This is a genomic window from Rhodococcus sp. 06-1474-1B (assembly GCF_002258885.1).
In the GTDB taxonomy this organism is placed as follows: domain Bacteria; phylum Actinomycetota; class Actinomycetes; order Mycobacteriales; family Mycobacteriaceae; genus Rhodococcoides; species Rhodococcoides fascians.
This window is the reverse complement of record NZ_NOYR01000034.1, coordinates 131,808-155,755: the sequence shown is the minus strand read 5'-3', so window position 1 is coordinate 155,755 and position 23,948 is coordinate 131,808. Positions and strand designations below refer to the sequence as shown.

The window sequence follows — 23,948 nt, the reverse complement described above, 5'->3', positions numbered from 1 at the left end:
GCGGTCGAGTTCAGTCCTGCAGCACCGACAACACGTTGCCCGCCGGATCGGTGAACCAGGCGATGAGCGGTCCGCCGTGCCGGAAGATCCCCTTCTCGTCGGTGCCCATGTCCGGATACTGGTGGAACACCACCCCTTTGGCGATCAATGCATCGACTGCGGCCTCGATGTCGACCACCGGGAAGTTGAGGATGGTGTACTGCGCCGGCACGTGACCGGGCCGGGGATAGATGAGTACCGTCGCCGCTCCCAGGTGAAGTTCGAGCATCCCCATCTCGTTCTCGGTCACCTCCAGACCGAGGGTGTCCGCGTAGAACGCGCGAGCTGCCGGCAGGTCGTCGACGGCGAATCCGGAGAACGGTGCTCGGGCCAGATCGATGGTGGTCATGGACGAATTATCGCGCTGTCCCACGTGCTGCGGGCCGATATCCGAGTAGCGTGGCAGCCGTGACTATTCGCCTCGGTTACCAGATGCCCAACTTCAGCTACGACGGTTCGGTCGCGGAACTCTTTCCCCAGGTCATCGCGCAGGCGCGCGAGGCCGAAGCGGCCGGGTTCGACACTGCGTTCGTGATGGATCACTTCTACCAACTCCCCGGAATCGGAAAGCCCGACGAGCCGATGCTCGAGGCCTACTCCGCCCTGTCGGCGCTCGCGACGGCCACCGACACCATCCAACTCTCCGCCTTGGTCACCGGCAACACGTACCGCAACCCGGCGATCCTGGCCAAGACCGTCACCACCCTCGACGTCGTCAGCGGCGGCCGGGCCATTCTCGGTATCGGTGCCGGCTGGTACGAACTCGAGCACCAGAGCTTCGGACTCGAATTCGGTACGTTCACCGACCGATTCGAGCGCCTCGACGAGGCCCTACAGATCATCGAACCCATGCTGCGCGGCCGGCGTCCCACGTTCGACGGCCTGTGGTACCAGGTCGAGAACGCCATGAACGAGCCCCGCATCCGAGATGACCTGCCGATCATGCTCGGCGGTGGCGGCGAGAAGAAGACCTTCGGCCTGGCCGCACAGTTCGCCGATCACCTCAACATCATCTGCGACGCAAACGAACTGCCCCGCAAGATGGCGGCCGTTCAGGCTCGTTGCGAGGAAGTCGACCGCGATCCGAAGGATCTCGAGACGAGCTTCCTCGCCTTCGTCATCATCGACGAGGACGGCGACAAGGCCAAGGAGTTGCAGCGGGAGTTCGTGCTGAAGCAGGGCCTCGATCTGACGAATCTCTCCGAGGAGGACGCAGCGAAGGCCACCGATCGCCACTTCTGCGGAACCCCCGACGACGTCGCCGAGCAGGTGCAGAAGCGCGTCCTCGATCAGGGCATCGACGGCGTCATCATCAACCTGATCACCAACGGACATCAGCCCGGTGCCGTCGAATTGGCGGGCAAGGCTCTGAAGCCGCTCGTCTAGATTTTTCTCCAGCAGTAGCCGCGGGGGCGCGAGCGATGGCATAGTTCCCCCGTGGCTCAGCTGAGGATGAACGGGCACCGTGTTTTGGTCGCAGACCTGACCGGTGACTCTCTGCGCGCGATGTCGGGTTCGATGGTTGCTTACGAAGGCGATGTCGCCTTCAAGAGCGCAGGCATGGGCGGCGGCGGCGGTTTCCGCGCCGCGCTCAAACAAAAGGTGACCGGCGAGTCGTTGTCGCTGATGGACGTGTCCGGCAAAGGCACCGTGTACTTCGCGGTCGACGCCCAGGACATCACTCTCGTCGAGGTGCAAGGCGACAACCTGCACGTCGAATCGTCTCAATTACTTGCTCTCACAGGTCAATTGAAGACGGACGTGAAGTTCTCCGGCCTTCGTGGTGCGACGTCGGGGCAGGGGCTTTTCACCACCGTCGTCAGCGGCTCGGGGACGGTGGCATTGCTGTCGAAGGGTGGGCCGATCATCGCGCTCGCCGTCGATCCGCAGTATCCGCTCGTCGTCGACCCCGATGCCTTCGTCGCCCATCGCGGACAGCTCAACCAGAGTTTCGTCACCGACGTCACGTGGCGCTCCGCCATCGGCGGCGGCAGTGGCGAGGCGTTCTCCCTCCGCTTCGACGGCCAGGGTGTCGTCTACATCCAACCCGAGGAGCGCTGACGTGCCGCTCGAACTCGTCAACAGCAAAGTCGTCAAATCCGTTCTGGCACCGAATCAGAGCGTGCTCGCTCGACGCGGATCGATGCTCTACTACACCGGCGACGTCCGGTTCGTCCCGCATTCCATGGGCGGCGGCGCGGGTGCCATGCCCGGCATGAGCGGCGTCGCGGGGATGGCCGGCCGCATGATGGCAGGCGAGCACGTGGCGATGATGGCCGCCGAGGGTCAGGGCGAGGTCTTCTACGGCCACGCCGGGCTGTACGTCGAAGTGATCCATCTCGACGGCTCGTCCATGCTCACAGTGGAGGCCGACCGGCTCCTGGTGCACGACGGCTACCTGCAGAGTTCCATCGTTGCGCTCACCTCCCAGGGCGGCGTTCGCGGAGCAGTGCGCGGTGCCATGACCGGGCAGGGTCTGTTCACGACGCAACTCACCGGCCAGGGCAGCGTCGCGGTTCTCTCGCACGGCGGCGCGACTCCGCTGCAGGTCGGGCCCAACAACCCCATGGTCGTGATCGATCCGCAGGCGTACGTGTGCCACATCGGCAACATCAACGTCGACATCTCCGCCAATGTCGGGTGGCGTGACGCCGTCGGCAAGGGCAGCGGCGAGGCGATCCAGTTGAAGATGACCGGCATGGGCACCGTGTGGGTGCAGGCGTCCGAGCAGAAGTTCTAGGGAGCGGCAATGAGTTTGGAGATTCACACCCCGTACACCCTGCCGGTCAACGACAACGTGCCCGGCAACGACTACGCGTTCTGCGTCGAACTCGCAGGCCAGCCGTGGTTCACGTCGAAGGGCGCGATGATCGCGTACTACGGCAACATTCGCTTCGAACCGCTCGGGCAGACGTCGATGCCCGCCATCGTCGCCGCGCGCTTCTCGTCTCCGCTGTACTCGAACGACTGGGTTCTGGCGCAGGGCCAGGGCAAGCTCATCCTCGGCGACCGCGGCTTCAACATCAACAGCTACGACCTCGACGACGGCAACCTGACGATCCGAGCCGCGAATCTGCTGGCGTTCGAGCCCACTCTCGACCTCAAGCAGTCCATCGTGCCCGGCTTCCTGACCCTGCTCGGTACCGGGAAGTTCCTCGCCTCCTCCAACGGCACGGTCATGTTCGCCGAGCCGCCGCTGCGGATCGACCCGGAAGCGCTTGTCGGATGGGCAGATTGCCCGTCACCCTCGCATCACTTCGACGCGGACTGGATGCAGAACTTCCTCGGCGCAGCACGCGGATTCCTCGGGGCCAACAGTGGGGAAGAGCGTCAGTTCGATTTCACCGGCGCGGGCACGGTGCTGATCCAGTCGAGCGAGAAGGTTCTGAACGACACCCATCTGTTGCGACACATCGAATCTCAGACGGTCTCGCTCGGTCAGAACTCACTGCGGGCTCTGCACAACACCATCGGGGCCCGACTGCAGCAGTAGCTGCTCGCCCATTCGGAGAAAACGCGCATACTGGAGTTTCACTCAGGAGGTAGCGCCATGGCCAACCAGGGACCCTTCGGATTCGGATCCGACGACTTCGACAAGTTCGCGCGTGAAGCAACCGAGGGCCTGCGCGAGGTCGTCGGCTCGCTGTTCGCCAACACGGGAGCACCCAAGGCCCCGCCGGAGCCGGAAACCACAGGCCAGAAGGGTGACGGAGTGTGGGCGATCTACAGCGTCGACGATGCCGGCTCGGCGCAGATCGATCAGCTCTACGCCACCGAACTCGATGCGCTGCGGGCACACAAGGACAACACCGACCCGCGTCGACGGGTTCGTTTCCTGCCCTACGGCGTGAGCGTCAGCGTTCTGGAGGACTGAATCGGTACCTTTGATTCTCGTGACTACACAGCAGGATGCAATCTCGATTCCGTTGGGCCGACCCGTGTTCGTTCAGGCGCTGAGGTACACGGCACTGTTCGATCAGAAGCCGTTCGCCGAGGCGTTGTTGATCTACACCGACAACGGCGCGTACAAGATCATGTCTCCGGGAGAAGATCATTACGGCAGCTACGTCTCGTACACCGACCCCGCCGAGAACCCTCGACACGTGATCTTCCTGTCGTGGCCGTCGGAGGATTGGGGCCGCAACGTCGCCTCGCACACTCTGACGTTCAATCCTGACTCTGCAGCGTTCACGCAGGTACTCGTTCTGCCCGGTAGCCCGGTGCCGCGCTCGCAGTACGGCTATGCGCTGCCGATCGCCGGTCCGGAGAGTGTGGACATGACGGCTTCCTGGGATCAGGTCCGAGACACGTACGCCGAGACGTTCGAGGAGTTGGCGACGCTGGCTACGTAGCCGCGCCGCCGGCATCGACACCGAATGCCTCGATCGCATTCGCGGCCTGGTCGACGCCGCCGTGCGCGCGCACCTCTGCGCTGATCTCACGTGCGCGCGGCGCGAGTCCCCGGGCTTGTTCGACGGCGTCGCGTAGTCCTGTCGCCGTCATCCCGTCGAAGTCGATGTGCACTCCTGCGCCGAGTTCGGCGAGCATCGCCGCGTTGCCGAATTGGTCGACCGCCTGCGGTAGGGCAACTGTCGGCACGCCGAACCACAGGGCTTCGGTGCACCCACCCATTCCGGCGTGGGTGACGAACACGGTGGCGGCGTCGAGTACCGCGAGCTGCGGAACGTGTTCGTGTACTTCGATATTCGCGGGCAGCTCCCCGAGTACGTCGGGGTCGACGCGTCGGCCGATGGAGATCACCACGTGCCAGTCCGTGTTCGCGAACGTCTCGATGCACAGCCGGTAGAAGTCGGGGCGTTCGTTGTACCCGGTGCCGAACGATACGTAGAGGACGGGCCCCTCGGGCGCGGACCACGATCGGTCGTGCAGTCGCACCGGATCGAGACACGGGCCGACGAACTGCACCGAGCTGGGGACTCGATCGGCGTTCGGCTGCATCACTTTCGGGATCAACGACAGGCAGTGCGCCGGGTACGTGATCCAGTCCCACGGGTCTGCGTCGATGTCGTTCTCTCGCAACCAGGTCGCATAGGTATCGCGATACGCAACGCCGGTTGTCGACTCGCGGATTGAGGTCATCCCGTCACCGAGATCCTCGACGTAGCCGTCCCAGGCGACGTACGTGGGGGAGAGCTGCACGGCCGTCACGCCGTACCGGACGCCGAGGATCGGGGCGGTCAGGCCGCCGATGTCGTAGAGGATCACACCCGGCTGATCGTCGTCGTAGAACGCGGTGAGCACGGGAAAGGACGCAATCGCTTCGTCGAGGAACACCTGCATCGCCGAGGCCGGGTCGTCCGGCCAGGAGCCCTCACCGTCGGGAAGTATCGAGGGGAACGCCACCACCTCGACGCCGGCCGGTTCCACCAAGTGCCGCAACGACTCGCCGACGGCATAGGTGACGCGATGCCCGCGTCGGACCAATTCGGCGACGACGGCGAGCGAGGGGTAGATGTGACTCGGCGCCGTCGTGCCGATCATCGCGAAGTGCATGCCGCCCACCGTAGGACGCGGAGAGGGTGCGGGGCTACCGGTTTTCGTTGGCGATCAGATCGAGCAGACCGGGGAATCGCTCTTCGAGCTCGTGGCGGCGCAGCGTCACTTTGCGACTGTTTCCGCGATCGACCTGGAACACCAGGCCTGCCTCGCGTAGCACTCGAAAATGGTGCGTCAGAGTCGATTTGGTGACACCGAGCTCGAACGACATACACGTCCGCTCGGCTCCGTCGTCGTCGCCGACGAGTTCGGTGACCACCTGGCGACGCAACGGATCGGCCAACGCGGACATCACCGCACCCAGTTGCATTTCCTCGGGCTCGGGATGCCCGTCCTTGTCCGCCATGCGCTCCTCCTACAAGGTACGACTTGCGCCGTACCTTGAAACCTGGTCTAGTACGACAACCATCGTACCTACGGTTCAGGGGGACACATGAAAGCAGTGCTACCGGTCGTACTCGCGGCTCAATTCGTCGTACCGATGTCCATCTCGGGTACTGCACTCGCCCTCCCGGTCATCGCCGGCGACCTCGGCACCGATCCGACGCCTCTGCAGTGGGTCGTCAACGGCTTCAACATCGCGTTCGCGCTGTTCACCGTCGTCTGGGGCGCGGTGTCGGATCGAATCGGTCACCGCACGTCGTTCCGCATCGGGGTGGTGCTGACGGCCGTCGCGAGTGCGGTCAGCGCCGTCGCGCCGTCGTTGTACCTACTCGATGTCGCGCGGGTGTTCGCGGGCATCGGAGCCGCAGCGGTTCTGGTGGGCTCCACTTCCATTCTCTCGCTTCACTTCCACGGCACGGCCAGAGCAACCGCGTTCGCACTGTTCGGCACCGTGAACGGTCTCGGTCTGGCACTCGGGCCCACCATCTCCGGGCTGCTCGTCGCGGCGTTCGAGTGGCGGGGCGTGTTCGCCGCCCAGGCGGTCGTCCTGGCTGCGGCGGCCATCGGAACTGTCGCTCTGCCGACTCTGCGAACCGAATCGACGGCGCACCGCCTGCTCGATTTCTCGCTATTGCGCAACCGGAGATTCCTGGCCCTGTGCCTCGTTCCGGTGGCCGGGGCCATCGGATTCGTCACGCTGCTCACGTATCTGCCCGCTGCGCTGAGCGCTGTCGCGTCGCTGACGCCGGGGCTTGCCGGAGTGTTCATGCTGGCCATGACCATCCCCGTTCTGCTCGCTCCGCTGACCGTTGCCCGCCTGAGCCGCATGTTCGACGCCATCACCCCCACTCGGGTCGTGCTGGTCAGCCTCGGCTGCCTCGTCCTCGGCAATCTGGGCATGCTGGCACTGCAACCAGGTGTCCCGCTCGGTGCCGTCGTGGTCCCGATGATCGCGTTGGGGCTCGGATTCGGACTCCCGATCGGCTTGGTGGACGGCGAGGCACTGGCTGCGGTACCGCCGCACAGCAGCGGTACCGCTGCGGGCGTGCTGAACCTGTTTCGCATCGGCAGCGAGGCCCTGATGGTGGCCGGATATGCCTGGTTGTTGACCGTCCTGGTCCGCGGCGAGCTACCCGACCGAGCCGACGCCGACGCCGCGGCAGCCGGACGACCCGGGTTTGCCGACGCCTACGCGCACGCCTACACCGAGGTCGTGTCGATCGTCGTCGTAGCTCTCGTCGTGACCGCGGCGGTGATCTTCTCGCTGTTGCGAACACCACGCCGGGACGTATCGTCGGCCAATGTCCTTTCTGCAACCGGTGACCCTCACTGACGACCTCGTGACCCTCGAGCCGCTGAGCCGCGATCACCTCGAGGGGCTGTGCGATGCCGCCCGCGACGGCGAGCTCTGGAACCTCTGGTACACGAGCGTTCCGAAACCGGAAGACATGGCCGCAGAGATAGATCGCCGGCTCGGACTGCTCGACGCGAGAACCATGCTTCCATTCACTTTGCGGCGCAACGATACCGGGCAGATTCTCGGCGCGACGACCTTCTGCAACGTCGATGCGAACAACCGTCGCGTCGAGATCGGGTACACCTGGAATGCGCGCTCCGCCCACGGAACCGGTACCAACGCGTCGAGCAAACTCCTGTTGCTGACGCACGCTTTCGAGGAACTCGGTTGTATCGCGGTGGAATTCCGCACCCACTGGATGAACCTCCAATCGCGGACGGCCATCGCGAAACTCGGAGCCAAGCAGGACGGCATTCTGCGCAATCACCAACGCATGGCCGACGGTTCACTGCGCGACACCGTCGTGTTCTCGATCATCGAATCCGAATGGCCCGCCGTGCGCAACGAACTCCGTCGACGTACCGCACGGTAAGTTGAGCCCATGCGCGTGGATGGGCGGGACGTTCCCGTAGCGGGAAACCTGCTGCAGCCGCTGGTGAGAAGAACCAGTGACATCATTCGGGTCGTTGCCGCCTCGGTGTTCTTGAGCTTGGTCATCGCCGGCTCGCTCATCACCCGAAATCAGTGGGATGCACTCGAACAATCGGTGTCCAACATCGTCGGCGTGCTCAGCCCCGATCAGTCCAACGCTGTCTACATCGTCTACGGCGTCGCGATCCTCGCCCTCCCGTTCGGGGTGTTGATCGGGCTGATCGCCGGACGCAAATGGAAACTGTTGGCCGGGTACGCGGCAGCAGCTCTGATCGCCGCGCTGGCTCTGTCCATCACCGGTACCGGAATCTCGACTCCGACGTGGGACCTGGACGTGCCCGAGCGACTCGACACGTTCCTGTCGCAATTCCTCGACGATTCACGTTGGATCGCCATGCTCGCCGCGGCGCTCACGGTGTCGGGCCCGGGCCTGCCCGCGCGGTGGCGTCGAGCATGGTGGGCACTGCTGCTCGCCTTCGTACCGATACACCTGGTCGTGTCCACGGTGGTCCCGGCCCGTTCGCTGCTTGGGCTGGCCGTCGGTTGGCTCGTCGGTGCGATCATCGTGCTGCTGGTCGGCACCCCGGCACTGGAGGTTCCACTCGACGCGGCCGTGCGCCTGTTCCGCAGCCGGGGCGTCGACGTCCGCAGCTTCACCGTCGTGCGCCCTGCGGGCCCGGGCCCGTTGGTGCTGAACGCACACACCCCGGACGCCGATGTGGTGGTCGAGCTCTACGGACAGAACCAACGCAGTGGCGGTGCGCTGCGCCAGTTCTGGCGATGGATCACCCGCCGCGGCAGCGAGACAGCGCCGTTGCACGCGTCCATGCGCCGCGCCGTCGAGCATCGCGCATTGATGGGCCTGGCCATCAAGAGTATGAACGCCGCAGGCAGCGACCCGTTGGCGGTAGCAGCACTCGACCGCGGCTGGACATTGTACGCACACAGCCAGCCCATCGGCGACCCCATCGAAGCCGAGCTCGACGATGCCGCGCTCAGAGCTCTCTGGTCGGCTCTGAACACGTTGCACGAGAACCAGATCTCGCACGGTGACCTGCATCGGGGTGAACTGCGGCTCCACAACGGCGCGGCACTGTTCTGCGGGTTCGGGCACGCAGAACTCGGCGCGTCGGACGCCCAGATGCAATCCGATGTCGCACAGCTGTTACTCACCACCGCAGACCTTTTCGGCTCCCATCGCGCCGTGGCCACCGCCGTCGAGGTGCTGGGAATCGACGTCGTGATCGCGGCGTCCGGTCGATTGACCAAGTCCGCCATCCCTCTTCGGGTGCGTCAGTCGGTTGCCGATGCAGGAAAGACGATGAAGTCCGTCCGGCTCGAAGTGCTCGATCAGACCGGTGCCGCGAGGATCGAGGCCGAGCAGGTCACTCGATTCAGCCGCAACCAGATCATCTCGCTCGTGTTGCTGATCGGATTGGTCTACGTCGCCTACCCGTTCATCAGTGCGGTTCCCGCGTTCGTCGTCGAATTGGGCTCGGTCGACTGGTGGTGGGCGCTGCTCGGTCTGGCCGTCTCCGCACTGACCTACATCGGTGCGGGTGCCGCATTGTGGGCCTGCGCATTCGGCAAGGTCAGCTTCCGGAATCTGACGATCATGCAGGTAGCGAACACTTTTGCCGCGACCACGACACCTGCGGGCGTCGGTGGCCTGGCCCTGAGCGTTCGCTTTCTGCAAAAGGGTGGATTGGGTACCGTCCGCGCGACAGCCGCTGTGGCTCTGCAACAGTCGGTTCAGGTGATCACCCATGTCAGCCTGTTGATCTTCTTCAGCGTCGTCGCCGGAACGTCGTCGGGGCTGTCCAACATGGTGCCGGGCAACACCGTGCTGTACCTCATCGCCGGCGTCGCATTCGGAGTCGTCGGGACCTTCATGTTCGTGCCCAAGCTGCGACTGTGGCTGAAAGTGGCCGTCCGGCCCCAGGTTGCCGAAGTGCTCACCGAGCTCGGCGAACTCGCCCGCGACCCGAAACGGTTCTCGATCATCATCTTGGGTTGCGCCGCAACCACTTTGGGTGCTGCGCTCGCCCTGTGGGCGAGTGTCGAGGCGTTCGGCGGCGGAACGACGTTCGTGACGGTGACAGTGGTGACGATGATCGGTGGCACATTGGCCTCGGCCGCCCCGACGCCGGGCGGTGTGGGGGCCGTGGAAGCAGCCCTCATCGGCGGGCTTGCCGCGTTCGGCCTCCCCGCCTCCATCGCAGTCCCGTCCGTGCTGCTCTATCGCGTACTGACCTGCTGGTTACCGGTGTTTCTCGGCTGGCCGACGTTGCGCTGGCTCACCAAGCACGACATGGTCTGAACGGCTGTATCCCCACTACGGGACCAGGTGTGGGTGCTAGCGTTCACGCAGGTTAGTGGCTGGTTCTACGGAGGGTGTCACCATTTCCGCACCGGGAGACTTCGCACCCACCGCGGAGGAACGCTGGGTGCGGCTGTTCATCAGCGGAATGACGCTCACATTCGGCCTCGCCGGGGCCCTGATGGTCCCCGCCGGTCAGTTCTCCGACCCCGTGTCGATCGCCGTGCTCCTGGCGTCCGCCACCACGGTGCCGGTTGCGATTGCCTGGTACCTCCGGCCGTGGGCATCCCCGAGGATGGCGATCGTCTACATCCTCTACGCGGACGTCGGCATCGTGACCGTTCTGTTCGCCTTCAAAACCCACTTCGACGCGATGCCGGGCTGCGCGATGTTCTCGATCGTCGCAGCGTTCATCGTCGTCGCGAGCTCGCACCGTGTCATGTTGATTCACTTGGCAATCGGCGCACTGACCCTCGCGGGCCTCGCCGCTCTGGCTGTCTCGGAGGGTGCCGATCCATGGTCCACCGCTTCTCGAATGGTCACCATCGGATCCCTCTACGCCGCCCCCTTCATGATCAAGTCGTACATCGGTCAGCTGCGAACGAGCGCGGCGAGGGCATTGCGAGATCCGTTGACCGGCCTGTGGAACCGACGTGGGCTGCTCGATACCGTCGACTCGTTGCGCCTGTCCCCAGCAGAGGATCGCGCACAGCAAGCGGTCGGGGTGACCGTCCTCGACATCGATCGGTTCAAGCACATCAACGACAAGTTCGGCCATCCCTCCGGTGACGCAGTGCTCGTCGAGGTCGCCCGTCGCCTGTCCTGTGCGGTGGGGGACAAGTCCGCGGTCGCACGACTCGGCGGCGACGAGTTCGTGGTCGTCAGCGTCGGCACCAGAGAGTCGATCGCCGAATCGGACAACAGGATTCGCGCATCGCTGGAGGAATCGTTCGACGGCCCGCCGTTCACCACCAGTGTGGGCTCGGCCGTGGAGACGCCACCCGCCGACACCGGCCTACATGTCCTGGTCCGACGGTTGATCGCTCTCGCCGACATCGAGATGTATCGCTTCAAAGCACGGACCTCGGGAAAGTTTCCGGAGACGGGACTGTCCGCAGCGGATGCTCGCGAACAGGCCAGGCAGAGAATCGATGCGCTCATCGAATCCGGTGGTCCCGACATCTTCTTTCAGCCCATCTGCGACACGGTCACCGGTTCGACCGTCGGCTACGAGGCATTGTCGCGATTCCCGTTCGGCCACGGATCGCCCCTGTCGTGGTACCGCGACGCAGCCGAGGCCGGCGTCGGTCCACGGCTCGAACGCGCCGCACTGGAACGGGCACTAGCGGATGTTCACCTGCTGCCACCGGGGCCGTTCGTGTCGCTCAATGCGTCGGCCGACACCATCCGCACGACCGACCTACTCGACCGGTTGCGTCCGCATCTGGCAACCCGAACCTTCCACCTCGAGATCACCGAGCACGAACGTGTCGACGACTACCGTGCGGTGACCCGCGCCATCGAGAATCTGCGCGACGGGGGGGTTCAAATCTCCATCGACGACGTCGGAGCCGGATTCGCCGGTATGCGCCACATCGTCGAGCTCAGGCCCGACACCCTCAAAATCGATTACGCACTCGTGCACGGAATCGACCGGGACTCGTTCCGTCGCGCCGCGGCCACGGCGATCATCGACTTCGCCCGACAGATCGGTGCCGGCGTGATCATGGAGGGTGTCGAGACCGACGCGGAATTGCGGGTGGCGGCCGATCTCGGTGCCGACATGGTGCAGGGGTTCCTCACCGGTCGACCACAACCGGCCACCGTGGCCGGTGGCCGGATCGACGAATCCGCTACACCGAAGAATCGACGGTGAATTTCGTCAACGACGGTGCTGCGGCGAGCAGCGGCGGCAATTCGACGATCTTGCCCGGTCCGGCGCGGAACTCGCGGTACTTCGCGTCGGCCTCCGCCGATTCCCACGTCTCGTGCGCGACGACGTGCGCTTCGTTCTCTTCGTCGACCCACACCTCGACGCCGAGGCACCCCTCGAACGCGCGGGTGTCCGCGAGAACGGTCCGCAGCAGCGCCCGTGCTTCGGCAAGGGATTCGGGCTTGAACGTCAGATCCAACAGTGCAATGAGAGCCATACCGTCACCCTAGACCCGCTCCGCTGCGCCGACGCTCCGGCGGGCTTACGATGTCGCAGCAACTCGAAAGGCCGACGACACATGACCACCGTGATCTCCAATGCGTATATCGCCCCCATTGTCGGCGACGAGATTCCCTCCGGCTATCTCGTGATCGAAGGAACGAAGATCACCGCCGTGGGATCCGGCTCGGCACCGGTCCTCGCCGGGGCAGAGAACATCGACGCGTCCGGCTGCCTCGTCACGCCTGGACTGGTGAATACCCATCACCACCTCTATCAGTGGGCCTCTCAAGGTCTCGCCAAGGACAACACGCTCTTCGAATGGCTTGTGGCGCTGTACAAGCCATGGTCGAAGATGGATGCCGAGGTCGTCGGTGGCGCAGCTGCTGCCGGCCTCGGCTGGCTGGCGAAATCGGGATGCACGACGAGCACCGATCATCACTACATCTTCCCCAAGGGCCGGGGCGACCTGTTCGCCGCCGAGATCGACGCGGCTCAGCGCATCGGCGTCCGATTTCAGCCGTGCCGCGGCTCGATGGACCGGGGTGTCTCCGACGGCGGTCTGCCGCCCGACGAGGTGGTCGAAACGCTCGACGACATCCTCACCGCTACCGCCGAGGCCATCGACACCTATCACGACGCCGCCTTCGGCTCTATGCTCCGCATCGCCGTCGCGCCGTGCTCCCCGTTCTCGATCAGCAAGCAACTGCTCGTCGAGTCCGTACAACTCGCCCGCGCAAAAGGTGTTCGGCTGCACACCCATCTGGCCGAGACTCTGGACGAGGAGGAGCATTGCCTCGCTCAGATGAACTGCACCCCGGTCGAATACATGGAGCAGGTCGGCTGGCTCGGTGACGACGTGTGGTTCGCCCATGCGGTACACCTGCACGACTCCGACATCGCGAAGATGGCGGCCACCGGCACCGGCATTGCGCACTGCCCGAGTTCCAATGCACGTCTGGGCGCAGGCATCGCGCGAATCTCGGACCTGCTCGCGGCCGGCGCACCCGTCGGCCTCGGTGTGGACGGTTCCGCTTCGGCCGAGATGGTGCCGCTTGCCGGCGAGGTCCGCCAGGCGATGTACATGCAGCGAGCCAAGTACGGTCCGACAGCACTGACCGCGCGTCAGGCACTCGAGATCGGAACCCTGGGCGGTGCAAAGGTACTGGGACGGCAGAGCGAGATCGGTTCGCTCGAGGTCGGCAAGCTGGCCGACATCGCCATCTGGCGCACCGATGGTTTCTACTCGGCCGTGGACGACCCTGTGGTCGCGTTCGCCTACGGGCAGACGCCACCGCTTGCTCGCTTGATGGTGGGCGGTCGAACGATCGTCGAGAACGACGTCCTGATCAGCGCACCGCAGGACGAAATAGGCCGCGCCGGAGCCGATGCGCACCGTCGCCTGATGACACTCGCGCAGGACGTGCTGTGAGCGGGTCTTGGAACCCAGTGCTTCAATCCCGCAACACCTTTGCATCACGCGCGAAAGACCGCACCTGCTCGGTCAACCACACATGCGCCGGGACTGCTCCGCCGAGAAGCTCCCGCGCCAGAGCCGGGGAGTCCCCGATCGGGACGTCACTGCCGGCAATGATGATGTTGCCGTAGCGCCTGCCCTTGAGCATCGCCGGATCGGCGACGATCGCCGTGTGCGGAAATATACTTCCGATGGTCGACGCCTCCTGCTTCGCGAGCGACAGATCGCGTCGATCACCGCAGTTGACGACATACATGCCGCCGGGCGAGAGAACGCGTCGAACATGCTCGGTGAACTCGGCGGTGAGCAGCGGGGTCGGAGTTGTGGCTCCGGAGAACACATCTCGCACGATCAGATCTCGACTGTTCTCGCTCAGCGTCTCGGTGACGGCCCGTGCCTCGCCGACGCGGATGCGGAGCAGCGGTGCCCGAGGCAGGTCGAACCACTCGCGGACCAATTCCGAGAGCTTGCCGTCGAGCTCCACGACCACCTGACGCGCACCGGGAAATTCGGCGGTGAAGGAGCGGGCCAGCGTGCAGGCTCCACCCCCGAGATGCAGCGCCCGCAGCGCGAAGCTCGAATCCCACTGTGCACGTACCAGTCCCGAAATCCACCGCATGTACTCGAATTCGAGCACGGTGGGGTCGTTCATGTCGATGTGCGAACTGGGAACATCGTTGACGTTGACGACCCACCCGTCGTCCGAGAAGGTGTCGCGGACCAGTTCGCAGGTGCCCGAGTCGATTTCGAACAGGCCGGGCTTCAGCCCTCCAGCGGACTCACGCTTCCTACCCATGGGAGTCCTCGAGCCGGAAGTCCTCGAAATCGAATCCCGGGGTGACGGTGCAGCTGACCAAGCTCGGCTCGTCGCCCATCGGACGCGCCCGCTGCCACACCGACGGTGGCACGATCTGCTGCGGAGATTCGGGTGCAACCAGCAGCGAGGTCACCTCACCCGGCTGGGTTCCATCACTGCCCAGGTCGAGTTGCACCGGACTGCCCCGGTGATAGAGCCACATCTCGGTGCCGCGGACGGTGTGCCAGGCCGACTGCTGACCGGGCATGAGTAGGAACAGAATTGCCGTCCCTGCCGCGCGGGGACCGGGATAACCGTCGGGCAGAGCTGCCTGTGGAATCGTGACCTCGCTGCGCCAGGTCTCCTTGAACCATCCACCCTCCGGGTGGGGTGCAAGGTCCAGGCTCTGAGCCCAGTCGGGCAACAATGTCATGCCGGCAAGCCTAGTCAGTCCGTGGCGACCTGAACCCGGAACCTGTCGCGCTCGGTGTGCAGGCTCCACAGCTGCTCGGCGAGAGCCTCGGGGCTCTTCTTCGGATCCTTGCCGTCGATGGCACCGCCGATGATCAACTGCGACACCTGAATTCCTTCGTCGGCCAACTCCTCGTTGAGCAGCTGCGCGTACGCGGCCTGGCCGGCGAACGCGATGGACGTGCCGGTGACCGTACGACCGGGCTTGACTGCGGAACCGCCGTTGACGAACAGGATGGTGCCTTTGTTCTCGCCGAGGAAGCGCATTCCCGGCAGCACCTGATGAACGGCGGCGATGGGTCCGTAGATGGAGAACTCGACCGGACCGACCATGTCGGCCGGGGTGGTCTCGAGCACGGGCCGCATGAAGTCCTTCTGCGGAAGCGGGCTGTACTGCAGCACCTCGATGGGGCCGAGGGTTTCTGTGACCTGCTCGAGCGCTGCGGCGATGGAGGCCGGATCGCGCACATCGGCGACGAATCCCTTGGCGGATACACCGTCGGCAGCGAGCTGATCAGCGAGTGCGTCGACACGGGACCGGTTGCGGGATATCAGGCCGACCGAGAAGCCCTCCGCGCCGAACTTACGCGCCACTGCTGCTCCGAGACCTGCACCTGCTCCGACTATTGCTATCGATGTCATGTCGAATGCAAGGAGCGAGAATCCTCGACTATTCCGACGACCGCCTCGAGCAGGGCTTCCGCACTCTCGTGCAACGCGCTGACATCCGCGGTCCAGCCGAGCACCCGCAGGGCGGCCTCGGCAATCCCCGCCGCATCCACCGTCGGGTCGCGCCGTCCGTTCTCGCGGTCAGCACGCGCGTTCACCACGGTCTCCACCAGACGAAACGGCAGGTCTTCCGTGCCCGGTCGGCGCTCGGAGCCGAGTTCAACCAGCGTGTCCGACGCGATGGCCGCATACAGGCTCATCAGTGTGTAGCGGTGATCGCGAAAGGCCTCGAAACGCTCACTGCGCAACTCGGGCAGCAGATAGAGCGCACCCAGATTCCAGGTGGACGCGGCCAGCTGCCCGGCGTCGAAGTAGGCGAGGGCGTACATCTGGGTCGGGGCCTCGGCTCCGGAATCGCGGATTCGCTGCGCAACGGCCAACGGCGCGTCGACGGTGCCGCTGAGAAGTGCGTCGAGGATGTCGTCCTTGGTGGCGAAGTGGTGATAGAGCGAGGCCTGACGCAGTCCGACAGCGTCGGCGATGACGCGGGTCGAGGTGTTGGTGAATCCGCGAGTGGTGAACAGCTCAGCCGAGGCGTCGAGTATTTCCTCGCGAGCGGTGTCCCCTGCCCGCTTCTTTGTGCTCAGCCGTGGTCTGCCTGCGCCGGTCATGACTGCATCTTGTCAGGTCCACGTGACGGTGAGATTTCTGTCATCTGATCGAAATAGACGAAACGAGCTTGTTTCACGACGGACACCGCCCGGGAACGGCGGTGCCGAAAACTATCAACTGACAGAAACCCGCCTCGGCGATGCAGCGGGCGGTCACTCACCACCCACCTCGCCCGTAGGAGTGAACATGAGCTCGACAACATTGCCGGCCCCCGGCGCGGGATCGGAACCGGTTCGTACGACGGACCATTCGGATCTTGCTGCCCTCGGGTACGACCAGCAGCTGCACCGTAGCCTCGGCAAGTACGCGTCGTTCGCCGCCGGCTTCTCGTTCGTCTCGATCCTGACCACCATCTTCCAGCTCTTCGGCCTCGGCTTCAGCTTCGGTGGCCCGGCCTTCTTCCTGACCTGGCCGCTTGTGTTCCTCGGCCAGTTCATGGTCGCCTTGAACTTCGCCGAACTCGCCGCGCGCTATCCCATCTCGGGGGCCATCTACCACTGGTCCCGGCGCATGGGCGGTGAACTGGTCGGCTGGTTCGCCGGGTGGTTCATGATCATCGCGCAGATCGTCACCGCCTCCGCCGCCGCGATCGCGTTGCAGGTGGTGCTCCCCAGTATCTGGGGCGGATTCCAACTGATCGGCGAGGACACGGCGCTCACCTCGCCGAGCGGTGCCGCCAATGCCGTTGTGCTGGGCTCGATTCTGCTGGTACTCACGACCACCATCAACTGCATCGGCGTGAACTGGATGTCGCGCATCAACAGCATCGGAGTCACCTGCGAGATCGTCGGTGTCATCGCCCTCGTGCTGGTCTTCTTCACTCACGCCGAGCGCGGCCCGCAGGTGGTGTTCGATACCGGCAGCGCCGGAGCAGATCCCGGCTACATCGGTGCCTGGATCGTCTCGGGCCTGATGGCCGCCTACGTCATGGTCGGCTTCGGGTCGGCGGGCGAGCTCGCCGAGGAAACTCGCAATCCCCGACGCGTCGCACCGCGCACCATCCGCCTCGCCCTGTCCGCTTCGGCTCTCGGCGGTGGCCTGATGATCGTCGGCGCACTGATGGCCGCACCGAGCCTCACCGACGGTGAGCTTGCGACGCAGGGCCTTCCGTACGTCATCGACTCGATCCTGACGTCCCCATGGGGCAAGGTCCTGCTCGTCGACGTCGCCATCGCCGTGTTCATCTGCACCCTCGCCATCCAGACCGCAGCCTCCCGGTTGATGTTCTCCATGGCCCGTGACGGACGACTGCCCGCATCCGCTGCACTGGCCAAGGTCAACTCGCGCACCGGAACTCCCATCGCACCCTCGGTGCTGATCGGCCTGGCCTGCGTAGCCATCCTCGCCGTGAACGTCGGCAACTCCGCGATCTTCACGACCCTGTCGAGCGTCTGCATCGTGCTCATCTACCTCGCCTACATGATGGTGACCGTCCCGCTGCTGATGCAGCGACTCAAAGGCTGGCCGCACGGCGGAGTGCAGAAGGACAGCGACGGCGAGAAGCTTTTCACCCTCGGCCGCCTCGGCCTGCCGGTCAACATCGCCGCAGTTCTCTACGGCGGGCTCATGGTGGTCAACCTCTCGTGGCCACGAGCCGAAATCTTCGACCCCACCGGCGAATTCCCACTGCTGCGCTGGGCCGCACCCCTGACCGTCCTCGCAGTGATCGTCGTGGGCATCGCCTCCCTGCCCCGCGGCAAAGCCCACCCGAAGCCCGTCACGATCGGAGCCTGAACCACCATGAGCACAGCAACCACCCATTCGGCCAAGGAACACGCGCGGTCCCAGGCGACCCTCGCCCCGGCCCCCACAGCACCGGAGGGCGTGTCGGAACTGACGTGGGCAGAATCGGTGCCCGGCGGCAGCTACACCACGAAGGTTCTGGCTCGCGGAACCCGCTTGCGCCTCGTCGACGTCGACGGCGCCGCCTGCGCCAACCTGCTGCTCTATCGCGTCGACGCACCGTGGGAGCGCCTCAACACCGCCGACACCGTCAAGGTTCCGTGGCAGGCGTACCTGAGCGCGGGCCACCCCCTGCTCTCGGATCAGGGCCGCGTGCTGGCGACGATCGTGGCCGACTCCTCCGGTCACCACGACGCGCTGTGCGGCACCACGTCCACGGCGACGAACATCGCCAAATACGGAGTGAGCGGACCGCATTCGTCCGCTCCGGCCGGACGCGAGCTGTTCACCCTTGCCGCGGCCAAGCACGGACTCGAGCCGCGTGACGTCGGACCATCGCTGTCGTTCTTCCACGGCGTCACCGTCGACGCGGACGGGAGCCTCGTCAGCACCGGCTCTGCCGGACCCGGCCGCTCGGTGGATCTGCTCATCCACCTGCCGGTGATCGTGTTGCTCGCCAACACCGCTCACCCACTGAACCCCAGTCCCGAGTACGACACGACGACACTCGACGTACTGGCCTGGCGCGCACCGGAAGAGCTGCTCACACTCGACAACACCGAGCCGGAATACCAACGAGCAGTGCAGAACACCGAAAACGCATGGAAGGCAGCGCAATGACTACCAGCACAGTGAACACGGTGACAGTGAGAGACGAGATCGCTCCCGCGTTCGGCCCCTGGTCGGCAATCGTCGAGGCCGGCGACGTCCTGACCATCGTCGACCTCTACGGCAATCAGGCCGTGGACACCCTGCTGTACGCCGCACACGATCACTCGCTCCGGTACTCCGCGGCCGCGACCGTCACCGCGCAACAGAACCTGTTCCTCACCACCGGAACCGTTCTCCGCAGCGATGATTCGACACCGCTGATGACGATCATCGACGATGAGGTCGGCAACCACGACACCGTCGGCGGTGCGTGCTCCAAGGAATCGAACACCCTGCGCTACGGCCATCACACCCAGCACCAGCACGCGTGCGTCGAGAATTTCCTCATCGAGGGTTCCAAGTGGGGACTCGGCAAGCGAGATCTGGCCCCCAACATCAACTTCTTCATGAACGTCCCCGTCGACGCCGACGGCACCCTCGGTATCGTCGACGGCCTGTCGGCCCCCGGCAAGACGCTCTCGCTGCGTGCCGAGATCGACACCCTGGTGTTGGTCTCGAACTGCCCGCAGATCAACAACCCCTGCAACGGGTTCGACCCCACCGCAGTGCAGATGATCGTGACGCGATCATGACCGCTGTGAACAATACGGCCGCCAAGATGACCGTGCAGCGGCCCGGCATGATCACGACCGTGCAGGACTGGCCGGGACGCGTCGGATATTGGAAGGTGGGCGTACCGCCGTCGGGGCCGATGGACGATCTGTCGTTCCGGCTCGGCAACACCGCGCTCGGCAACCCCGAGGGTGCACCGGGACTCGAATCCACCATGGCCGGACCGGCATTGACGTTCGACGCCGACACCTACGTCTGCGTCACCGGTGCTGCGGCGCCGGTACGCATCGACGGCCGACCGGCCCCGCAGTGGCGACCGGTTCTGGTACCTGCCGGAGCAACACTGGACGTGGGCACCACCACCGGACACGGTCTGCGGGTGTACGTCCTGATCCAGGGCGGCCTCGACGTCGACGACTACCTGGGCAGCGCAGCGACATTCACGCTCGGTAAGTTCGGCGGACATCGCGGCGGCATCCTGGGCGAGGGAGACATCATCGGACTGGCCGGCCGCTCCGACAACTCCGCCGTCCTCGGACCGATCCCGATGGAACACCTGCCGGTGCTCACGTCCAACTGGGACATCGCCGTCACCGAAGGCCCACACGGAGCACCCGAGTTCTTCACCCGCGACGACATCGACACCCTCTACGCCACCCGCTACGAGGTCCACTTCAACTCCGATCGCACCGGAGTCCGGCTGGTCGGACCCAAGCCGCAGTGGGCTCGCACCGACGGCGGCGAGGCCGGATTGCACCCGTCGAACATCCACGACAACGCCTACAGCGTCGGGGCATTGGACTTCACCGGCGACACCCCGATCCTGCTCGGCCCCGACGGCCCGAGTCTCGGCGGATTCGTCTGTCCTGTCACCGTTGTCGCGGCCGAACGCTGGAAGCTCGGCCAGCTTCGGCCCGGCGACACCATCCGATTCGTGCCGGTCCGGGCTGCAGCCACCGCGCCGCTGGGATCGCTCGGCCTCGCTCGGCGCGCATCACTGCCCGCAGTCTTCTCCGCCGGCGGCGACGGGGATGACGGCGTCATCGCTCGGCGCGACGCCGATACCTGCGTCACCTACCGGCGATCTGGGGACGACAACGTCCTGGTCGAATACGGCGACATGAAACTCGACCTCACCCTGCGAGCACGGGTACACGCGCTGCATCAGCGTGTCGAGGCCATCGCGCCCCGAGGCCTGCTGGATCTGACCCCCGGCATCCGCTCACTGCAGGTCAAGGTGAATCCCGATGTGCTGTCGATCGATTCGCTGATGGGACTGCTCGCCGAGGTCGAGGACGATCTTCCTGCCGCCTCGGAACTCGTGGTCCCCAGCCGCCAGGTTCGGCTCCCGCTCTCGTGGGACGACCCGTCGACCAGGGAAGCGATCCAGCGGTACATGCACGGCGTGCGTGCCGACGCCCCGTGGTGTCCCTGGAACATCGAATTCATCAGGCGGATGAACGGACTCGATTCCGTCGCAGACGTTTTCGATACCGTTTTCGCGGCGGACTACATGGTGCTCGGGCTCGGTGACGTGTACCTCGGTGCCCCGGTGGCGACTCCGCTGGATCCGCGTCACCGCCTGGTGACGACGAAGTACAACCCGGCACGCACGTGGACGCCGGAGAATGCCGTCGGCATCGGCGGGGCATACCTGTGCATCTACGGCATGGAGGGTCCCGGCGGATACCAGTTCGTCGGCCGAACCACGCAGGTGTGGAACCACAGTGCCACGTACAGCGGAGGCCCGTTCGAGGAAGGAACCCCGTGGCTGTTGCGGTTCTTCGACCGAATCTCCTGGTACTCGGTCGAACCCGAGGAGCTGATGGACCTGCGCGCGGATCTCGCGGCAGGCCGAGGCGGTGGAGTCGAGATCACCGACGGTGAGTTCTCGCTCGCCGAGCACGAGAACTTCCTCGAGTCCAACGCCGAATCCATCGCGGAGTTCCGCGCGACTCAGGCCGTGGCCTTCGGGGCCGAGCGGGACGCGTGGTCGGCAGCCGGAGAATTCGACAAGAGAGGCAAGATCGATGCTGCCTGAGGTACGAGAACGAGTTCTGCAGGCGTACAAGCGAATCGCGGAGGTCGACCGACCCGAGGTGTGGATCACCCTGCGCGACGAGGACGACGTACTGGCCGAGGCGGTGGCGCTCGAACGCGCACTTGAGGCAGGTGCAGATCTGCCGCTCGCCGGCGTGCTGGTTGCGGTCAAGGACAACATCGACGTCGCCGGTCTGCCCACTACTGCGGCGTGCCCCGAATTCGCCTACACACCAGCAGTCTCCGCCGTCGCCATCGAGCGATTGACGAGCCAGGGCGCTCTGATACTCGGCAAGACCAACCTGGACCAATTCGCCACCGGACTGGTCGGCACCCGCAGCCCCTACGGAGCAGTGCGCTGCGCCTGGGACCCCACGCTGGTCTCGGGCGGGTCCAGTTCCGGCTCGGCAGTGGCGGTGGCACTGGGGATCGCGGACATCGGAATCGGCACCGACACAGCCGGATCCGGGCGAGTTACCGCCGCGTTCCACGGACTCGTCGGCATCAAGGCGACACTGGGGATCGTGCCGAACACCGGCGTCGTTCCCGCCTGCGCCGACTACGACTGCGTCACCGTTCTGGCCCACGATCTCGACAGTGCCACGGCAGCAATCAAAGTGATGACCGGTCCGACCACCACCGATCCACGCAGCCGGGCCTGGCCCGCCGACGTACGACTGGCCGCGTCGCCGGAACCCCGGGTCGCCGTTCCGCGTGCCACGGATCTGGTATCGCTGAGCCCGGCATACCGTCGGGCATTCGAGGAGACGGTCGCAGGCCTGGCCGAGAAGGGCTTCACCCACATCGAGGTCGATATCTCAGGGCTACTCGACGCGGCGACGCTGCTGTACGACGGAGCCATTGTGGCGCAGCGCTATTCGGCCGTCGGCCAATTTCTCGACACCGCTCCGGACGGTGCCGATCCAACGGTCGCTGCCATCGTCCGCTCTGCAGCCGGCCCGTCCGCGCACCGTTACGTGGACGATCTGGGCACACTCACCCAGGCCAAGACGGCTGCCCGCGAAATGCTACGAGACGTCGACGGTCTGCTGCTGCCCACCACCACCGAACATCCGAGTATCGCTGCAGTGCAGGCGGATCCGATCGGCATCAACCGACGCCTCGGCACGTTCACGAACTTCTGCAACCTGCTCGACATGGCCGCGGTGGCCGTTCCCGGTGCCCCGACGCCGGACGGTACTCCATTCGGAGTGATGTTCGTCGTCCCTGCGTTCGAGGATCAGATCGCGATCGACCTCGCTGCTCGGCTGAGCGAAGCGCCGTCACCCTCGCTGATCGACGACGGCATCGAGGTGCTGGCCGTAGGGGCACACCTACGCGGGTTCCCGGTACACAGCCAGCTGACCGATCGGGGCGCACGGTTCAGCGGCGAGGTGACCACGTCTGCGGACTATCGACTCGTGGATCTGCACACCACACCGCCCAAGCCCGGTCTGGTGCGGCGGGAAGGGGACGGCGCACCCATAGCCGGAGAGCTGTACCGGATGTCCGCTGCTGCGCTCGGCACCTTCCTCGCCGGGTTGCCCGCGCCGATGGGCCTCGGTCCGGTCGAGTTGTCGGACGGACGCTGGGTCACCGGGTTCTGCTGCGCCCACGACGCGGCCGAGAACGGCACCGACATCACCGAATTCGGCGGTTGGCGTACGTACTGCTCACGCGGGAACGGGCCTGCTGCCGTCGGTGGCGACGCGGACAGCCAGTAGCCCGAGCACGGTGCCCATGAGGTAGCGCTGCATCTTCAGCCAGGTGGGCCGGACGGCGAGAAATCGGGCGATCGATCCGGCCAGCACCACGATGGCCAGGTTGATCACAACCGCTACAGCTATCTGCACGCCGCCGAGTGCGAAACCCTGCAGCAGAACGGGTCCGGCAGCAGGATCGACGAACTGCGGAATGACCGAGATGTACATGATGGCGATCTTCGGGTTCAGCAGGTTGGTCACCAGCCCCATCATGAACAGCCTGCGATTCGAATCCTGCTGCAGCGCAGTCGGCTCGAAGGCGGAGACTGTTCCGCGTAGGGCCTGCACCGCAAGCCAACCGAGGTAGGCGGCACCGGCAAGCTTGACCGCGATGTACAACGCGGGCACGGCCGTGAACACCGCTGCCAGGCCGAGATTGGTGGCCGTCAGGTAGATCAGAAAGCCGACAGCCACACCTACGAGGGACACGATCCCCGCCCGCCTGCCTTGCGAAATGCTGCGCGAGACGAGGTAGATCATGTTGGGACCCGGTGTCAGAACCAACACGAGGGCGACGGCGAACACGCCGAATACTGCGGACCACGAGACCATACGGTCGACACTTCCCGATAGT

At 65.2% G+C, this 23,948-nt stretch carries 25 protein-coding genes; 16 read left to right on the top strand and 9 right to left on the bottom strand.

The genetic code is table 11. The features are described 5' to 3' along the window. Positions 1-10: 10 nt before the first annotated feature. Entirely contained in the window at positions 11-388 is a 378-nt protein-coding gene (locus CH266_RS22570) for a VOC family protein (protein ID WP_032369976.1), read from the bottom strand. 59 nt (positions 389-447) lie between these two features. Here CH266_RS22570 and CH266_RS22565 point away from each other — a divergent pair, with 59 nt between their 5' ends. The 6 genes from CH266_RS22565 to CH266_RS22540 all read left to right on the top strand — a co-directional run bounded on the left by CH266_RS22565 (position 448) and on the right by CH266_RS22540 (position 4,391). Beyond that, entirely contained in the window at positions 448-1,425 is a 978-nt protein-coding gene (locus CH266_RS22565) for an LLM class F420-dependent oxidoreductase (RefSeq protein WP_032370057.1), read from the top strand. A 66-nt stretch (positions 1,426-1,491) separates the two neighbouring features. After that, positions 1,492-2,100: an AIM24 family protein gene (locus CH266_RS22560; protein WP_027495163.1), complete on the top strand. Its 609-nt coding sequence runs from the start codon at positions 1,492-1,494 to the stop codon at positions 2,098-2,100. Position 2,101: 1 nt separating this feature from the next. Continuing rightward, positions 2,102-2,779 carry an AIM24 family protein gene (locus CH266_RS22555; RefSeq protein WP_032369977.1) on the top strand — a complete coding sequence of 226 codons (678 nt, stop codon included), beginning with the start codon at positions 2,102-2,104 and terminating at the stop codon, positions 2,777-2,779. A gap of 9 nt (positions 2,780-2,788) precedes the next feature. Further along, positions 2,789-3,532, top strand: a complete 744-nt coding sequence (locus CH266_RS22550; RefSeq protein ID WP_032369978.1) for an AIM24 family protein — start codon at positions 2,789-2,791, stop codon at positions 3,530-3,532. 57 nt (positions 3,533-3,589) lie between these two features. Next, a complete protein-coding gene (locus tag CH266_RS22545; RefSeq protein WP_032369979.1) occupies positions 3,590-3,913 on the top strand; it encodes a hypothetical protein in 324 nt (107 codons plus the stop codon). A gap of 19 nt (positions 3,914-3,932) precedes the next feature. After that, the gene (locus CH266_RS22540; protein WP_027495159.1) at positions 3,933-4,391 is read left to right on the top strand and encodes a hypothetical protein; all 459 of its coding nucleotides are present in this window, start codon (positions 3,933-3,935) and stop codon (positions 4,389-4,391) included. Here CH266_RS22540 and CH266_RS22535 read toward each other — a convergent pair. Together CH266_RS22535 and CH266_RS22530 are read right to left on the bottom strand one after the other, a co-directional pair. Then, a complete protein-coding gene (locus tag CH266_RS22535; protein ID WP_032370058.1) occupies positions 4,384-5,553 on the bottom strand; it encodes a macrolide family glycosyltransferase in 1,170 nt (389 codons plus the stop codon). The genes CH266_RS22540 and CH266_RS22535 overlap by 8 nt on opposite strands. A 34-nt stretch (positions 5,554-5,587) precedes the next feature. Next, on the bottom strand, positions 5,588-5,902 hold the full coding sequence (locus CH266_RS22530; RefSeq protein ID WP_027495157.1) for an ArsR/SmtB family transcription factor: 315 nt from the start codon (positions 5,900-5,902) through the stop codon (positions 5,588-5,590). 87 nt (positions 5,903-5,989) lie between these two features. Between CH266_RS22530 and CH266_RS22525 the strand changes: the two genes are divergently transcribed. The 4 genes from CH266_RS22525 to CH266_RS22510 are packed head-to-tail and all read left to right on the top strand — an operon-like array spanning position 5,990 to position 12,084. Further along, the gene (locus tag CH266_RS22525; RefSeq protein ID WP_032369980.1) at positions 5,990-7,273 is read left to right on the top strand and encodes an MFS transporter; all 1,284 of its coding nucleotides are present in this window, start codon (positions 5,990-5,992) and stop codon (positions 7,271-7,273) included. Beyond that, a complete protein-coding gene (locus CH266_RS22520; protein ID WP_032370059.1) occupies positions 7,242-7,829 on the top strand; it encodes a GNAT family N-acetyltransferase in 588 nt (195 codons plus the stop codon). The genes CH266_RS22525 and CH266_RS22520 overlap by 32 nt, the downstream gene beginning before the upstream one ends. Before the next feature lie 9 nt (positions 7,830-7,838). After that, positions 7,839-10,208, top strand: coding sequence for a lysylphosphatidylglycerol synthase transmembrane domain-containing protein (locus tag CH266_RS22515; protein ID WP_032367732.1), 2,370 nt, complete (start codon positions 7,839-7,841; stop codon positions 10,206-10,208). Positions 10,209-10,263: 55 nt separating this feature from the next. Then, a complete protein-coding gene (locus CH266_RS22510; RefSeq protein WP_230592946.1) occupies positions 10,264-12,084 on the top strand; it encodes a bifunctional diguanylate cyclase/phosphodiesterase in 1,821 nt (606 codons plus the stop codon). Here CH266_RS22510 and CH266_RS22505 read toward each other — a convergent pair. After that, the gene (locus CH266_RS22505; RefSeq protein ID WP_032367731.1) at positions 12,062-12,358 is read right to left on the bottom strand and encodes a putative quinol monooxygenase; all 297 of its coding nucleotides are present in this window, start codon (positions 12,356-12,358) and stop codon (positions 12,062-12,064) included. The two genes, CH266_RS22510 and CH266_RS22505, sit on opposite strands and share 23 nt — an antisense overlap. An 81-nt stretch (positions 12,359-12,439) precedes the next feature. Here CH266_RS22505 and CH266_RS22500 point away from each other — a divergent pair, with 81 nt between their 5' ends. Further along, entirely contained in the window at positions 12,440-13,792 is a 1,353-nt protein-coding gene (locus tag CH266_RS22500) for an 8-oxoguanine deaminase (RefSeq protein ID WP_176457184.1), read from the top strand. Between the two features lie 22 nt (positions 13,793-13,814). Here the strand turns inward: CH266_RS22500 and CH266_RS22495 are convergent, their stop codons facing one another. Genes CH266_RS22495 through CH266_RS22480 form a run of 4 tightly spaced genes read right to left on the bottom strand, consistent with a single transcriptional unit; the run spans position 13,815 to position 16,444 of the window. Beyond that, the gene (locus tag CH266_RS22495; protein ID WP_032369981.1) at positions 13,815-14,633 is read right to left on the bottom strand and encodes a spermidine synthase; all 819 of its coding nucleotides are present in this window, start codon (positions 14,631-14,633) and stop codon (positions 13,815-13,817) included. Then, a complete protein-coding gene (locus CH266_RS22490; RefSeq protein WP_032369982.1) occupies positions 14,626-15,066 on the bottom strand; it encodes a cupin domain-containing protein in 441 nt (146 codons plus the stop codon). Before CH266_RS22490 ends, CH266_RS22495 begins: the two co-directional genes overlap by 8 nt. 14 nt (positions 15,067-15,080) lie before the next feature. Next, the gene (locus CH266_RS22485) at positions 15,081-15,746 is read right to left on the bottom strand and encodes an SDR family NAD(P)-dependent oxidoreductase (RefSeq protein WP_032369983.1); all 666 of its coding nucleotides are present in this window, start codon (positions 15,744-15,746) and stop codon (positions 15,081-15,083) included. After that, positions 15,743-16,444 (bottom strand): TetR/AcrR family transcriptional regulator, encoded by a 702-nt coding sequence (locus CH266_RS22480; protein WP_032369984.1) that lies wholly within the window; start codon positions 16,442-16,444, stop codon positions 15,743-15,745. The genes CH266_RS22485 and CH266_RS22480 overlap by 4 nt, the downstream gene beginning before the upstream one ends. Positions 16,445-16,631: 187 nt before the next feature. On the opposite strand from CH266_RS22480, the gene CH266_RS22475 reads away from it, so the two are divergent. Genes CH266_RS22475 through atzF form a run of 5 tightly spaced genes read left to right on the top strand, consistent with a single transcriptional unit; the run spans position 16,632 to position 23,335 of the window. Continuing rightward, on the top strand, positions 16,632-18,179 hold the full coding sequence (locus CH266_RS22475; protein ID WP_094716236.1) for an amino acid permease: 1,548 nt from the start codon (positions 16,632-16,634) through the stop codon (positions 18,177-18,179). A 6-nt stretch (positions 18,180-18,185) separates the two neighbouring features. Next, positions 18,186-18,968, top strand: a complete 783-nt coding sequence (locus tag CH266_RS22470; RefSeq protein WP_032369985.1) for an urea amidolyase associated protein UAAP1 — start codon at positions 18,186-18,188, stop codon at positions 18,966-18,968. After that, a complete protein-coding gene (locus CH266_RS22465; RefSeq protein WP_032367725.1) occupies positions 18,965-19,591 on the top strand; it encodes an urea amidolyase associated protein UAAP2 in 627 nt (208 codons plus the stop codon). The genes CH266_RS22470 and CH266_RS22465 overlap by 4 nt, the downstream gene beginning before the upstream one ends. Further along, positions 19,588-21,612: a 5-oxoprolinase/urea amidolyase family protein gene (locus CH266_RS22460; RefSeq protein ID WP_094716235.1), complete on the top strand. Its 2,025-nt coding sequence runs from the start codon at positions 19,588-19,590 to the stop codon at positions 21,610-21,612. The genes CH266_RS22465 and CH266_RS22460 overlap by 4 nt, the downstream gene beginning before the upstream one ends. Continuing rightward, a complete protein-coding gene (gene atzF, locus CH266_RS22455) occupies positions 21,602-23,335 on the top strand; it encodes an allophanate hydrolase (protein ID WP_032369987.1) in 1,734 nt (577 codons plus the stop codon). Before CH266_RS22460 ends, atzF begins: the two co-directional genes overlap by 11 nt. Here the strand turns inward: atzF and CH266_RS22450 are convergent. Then, positions 23,285-23,926, bottom strand: coding sequence for a LysE family translocator (locus CH266_RS22450; RefSeq protein ID WP_032369988.1), 642 nt, complete (start codon positions 23,924-23,926; stop codon positions 23,285-23,287). The genes atzF and CH266_RS22450 overlap by 51 nt on opposite strands. Positions 23,927-23,948 lie beyond the last annotated feature (22 nt).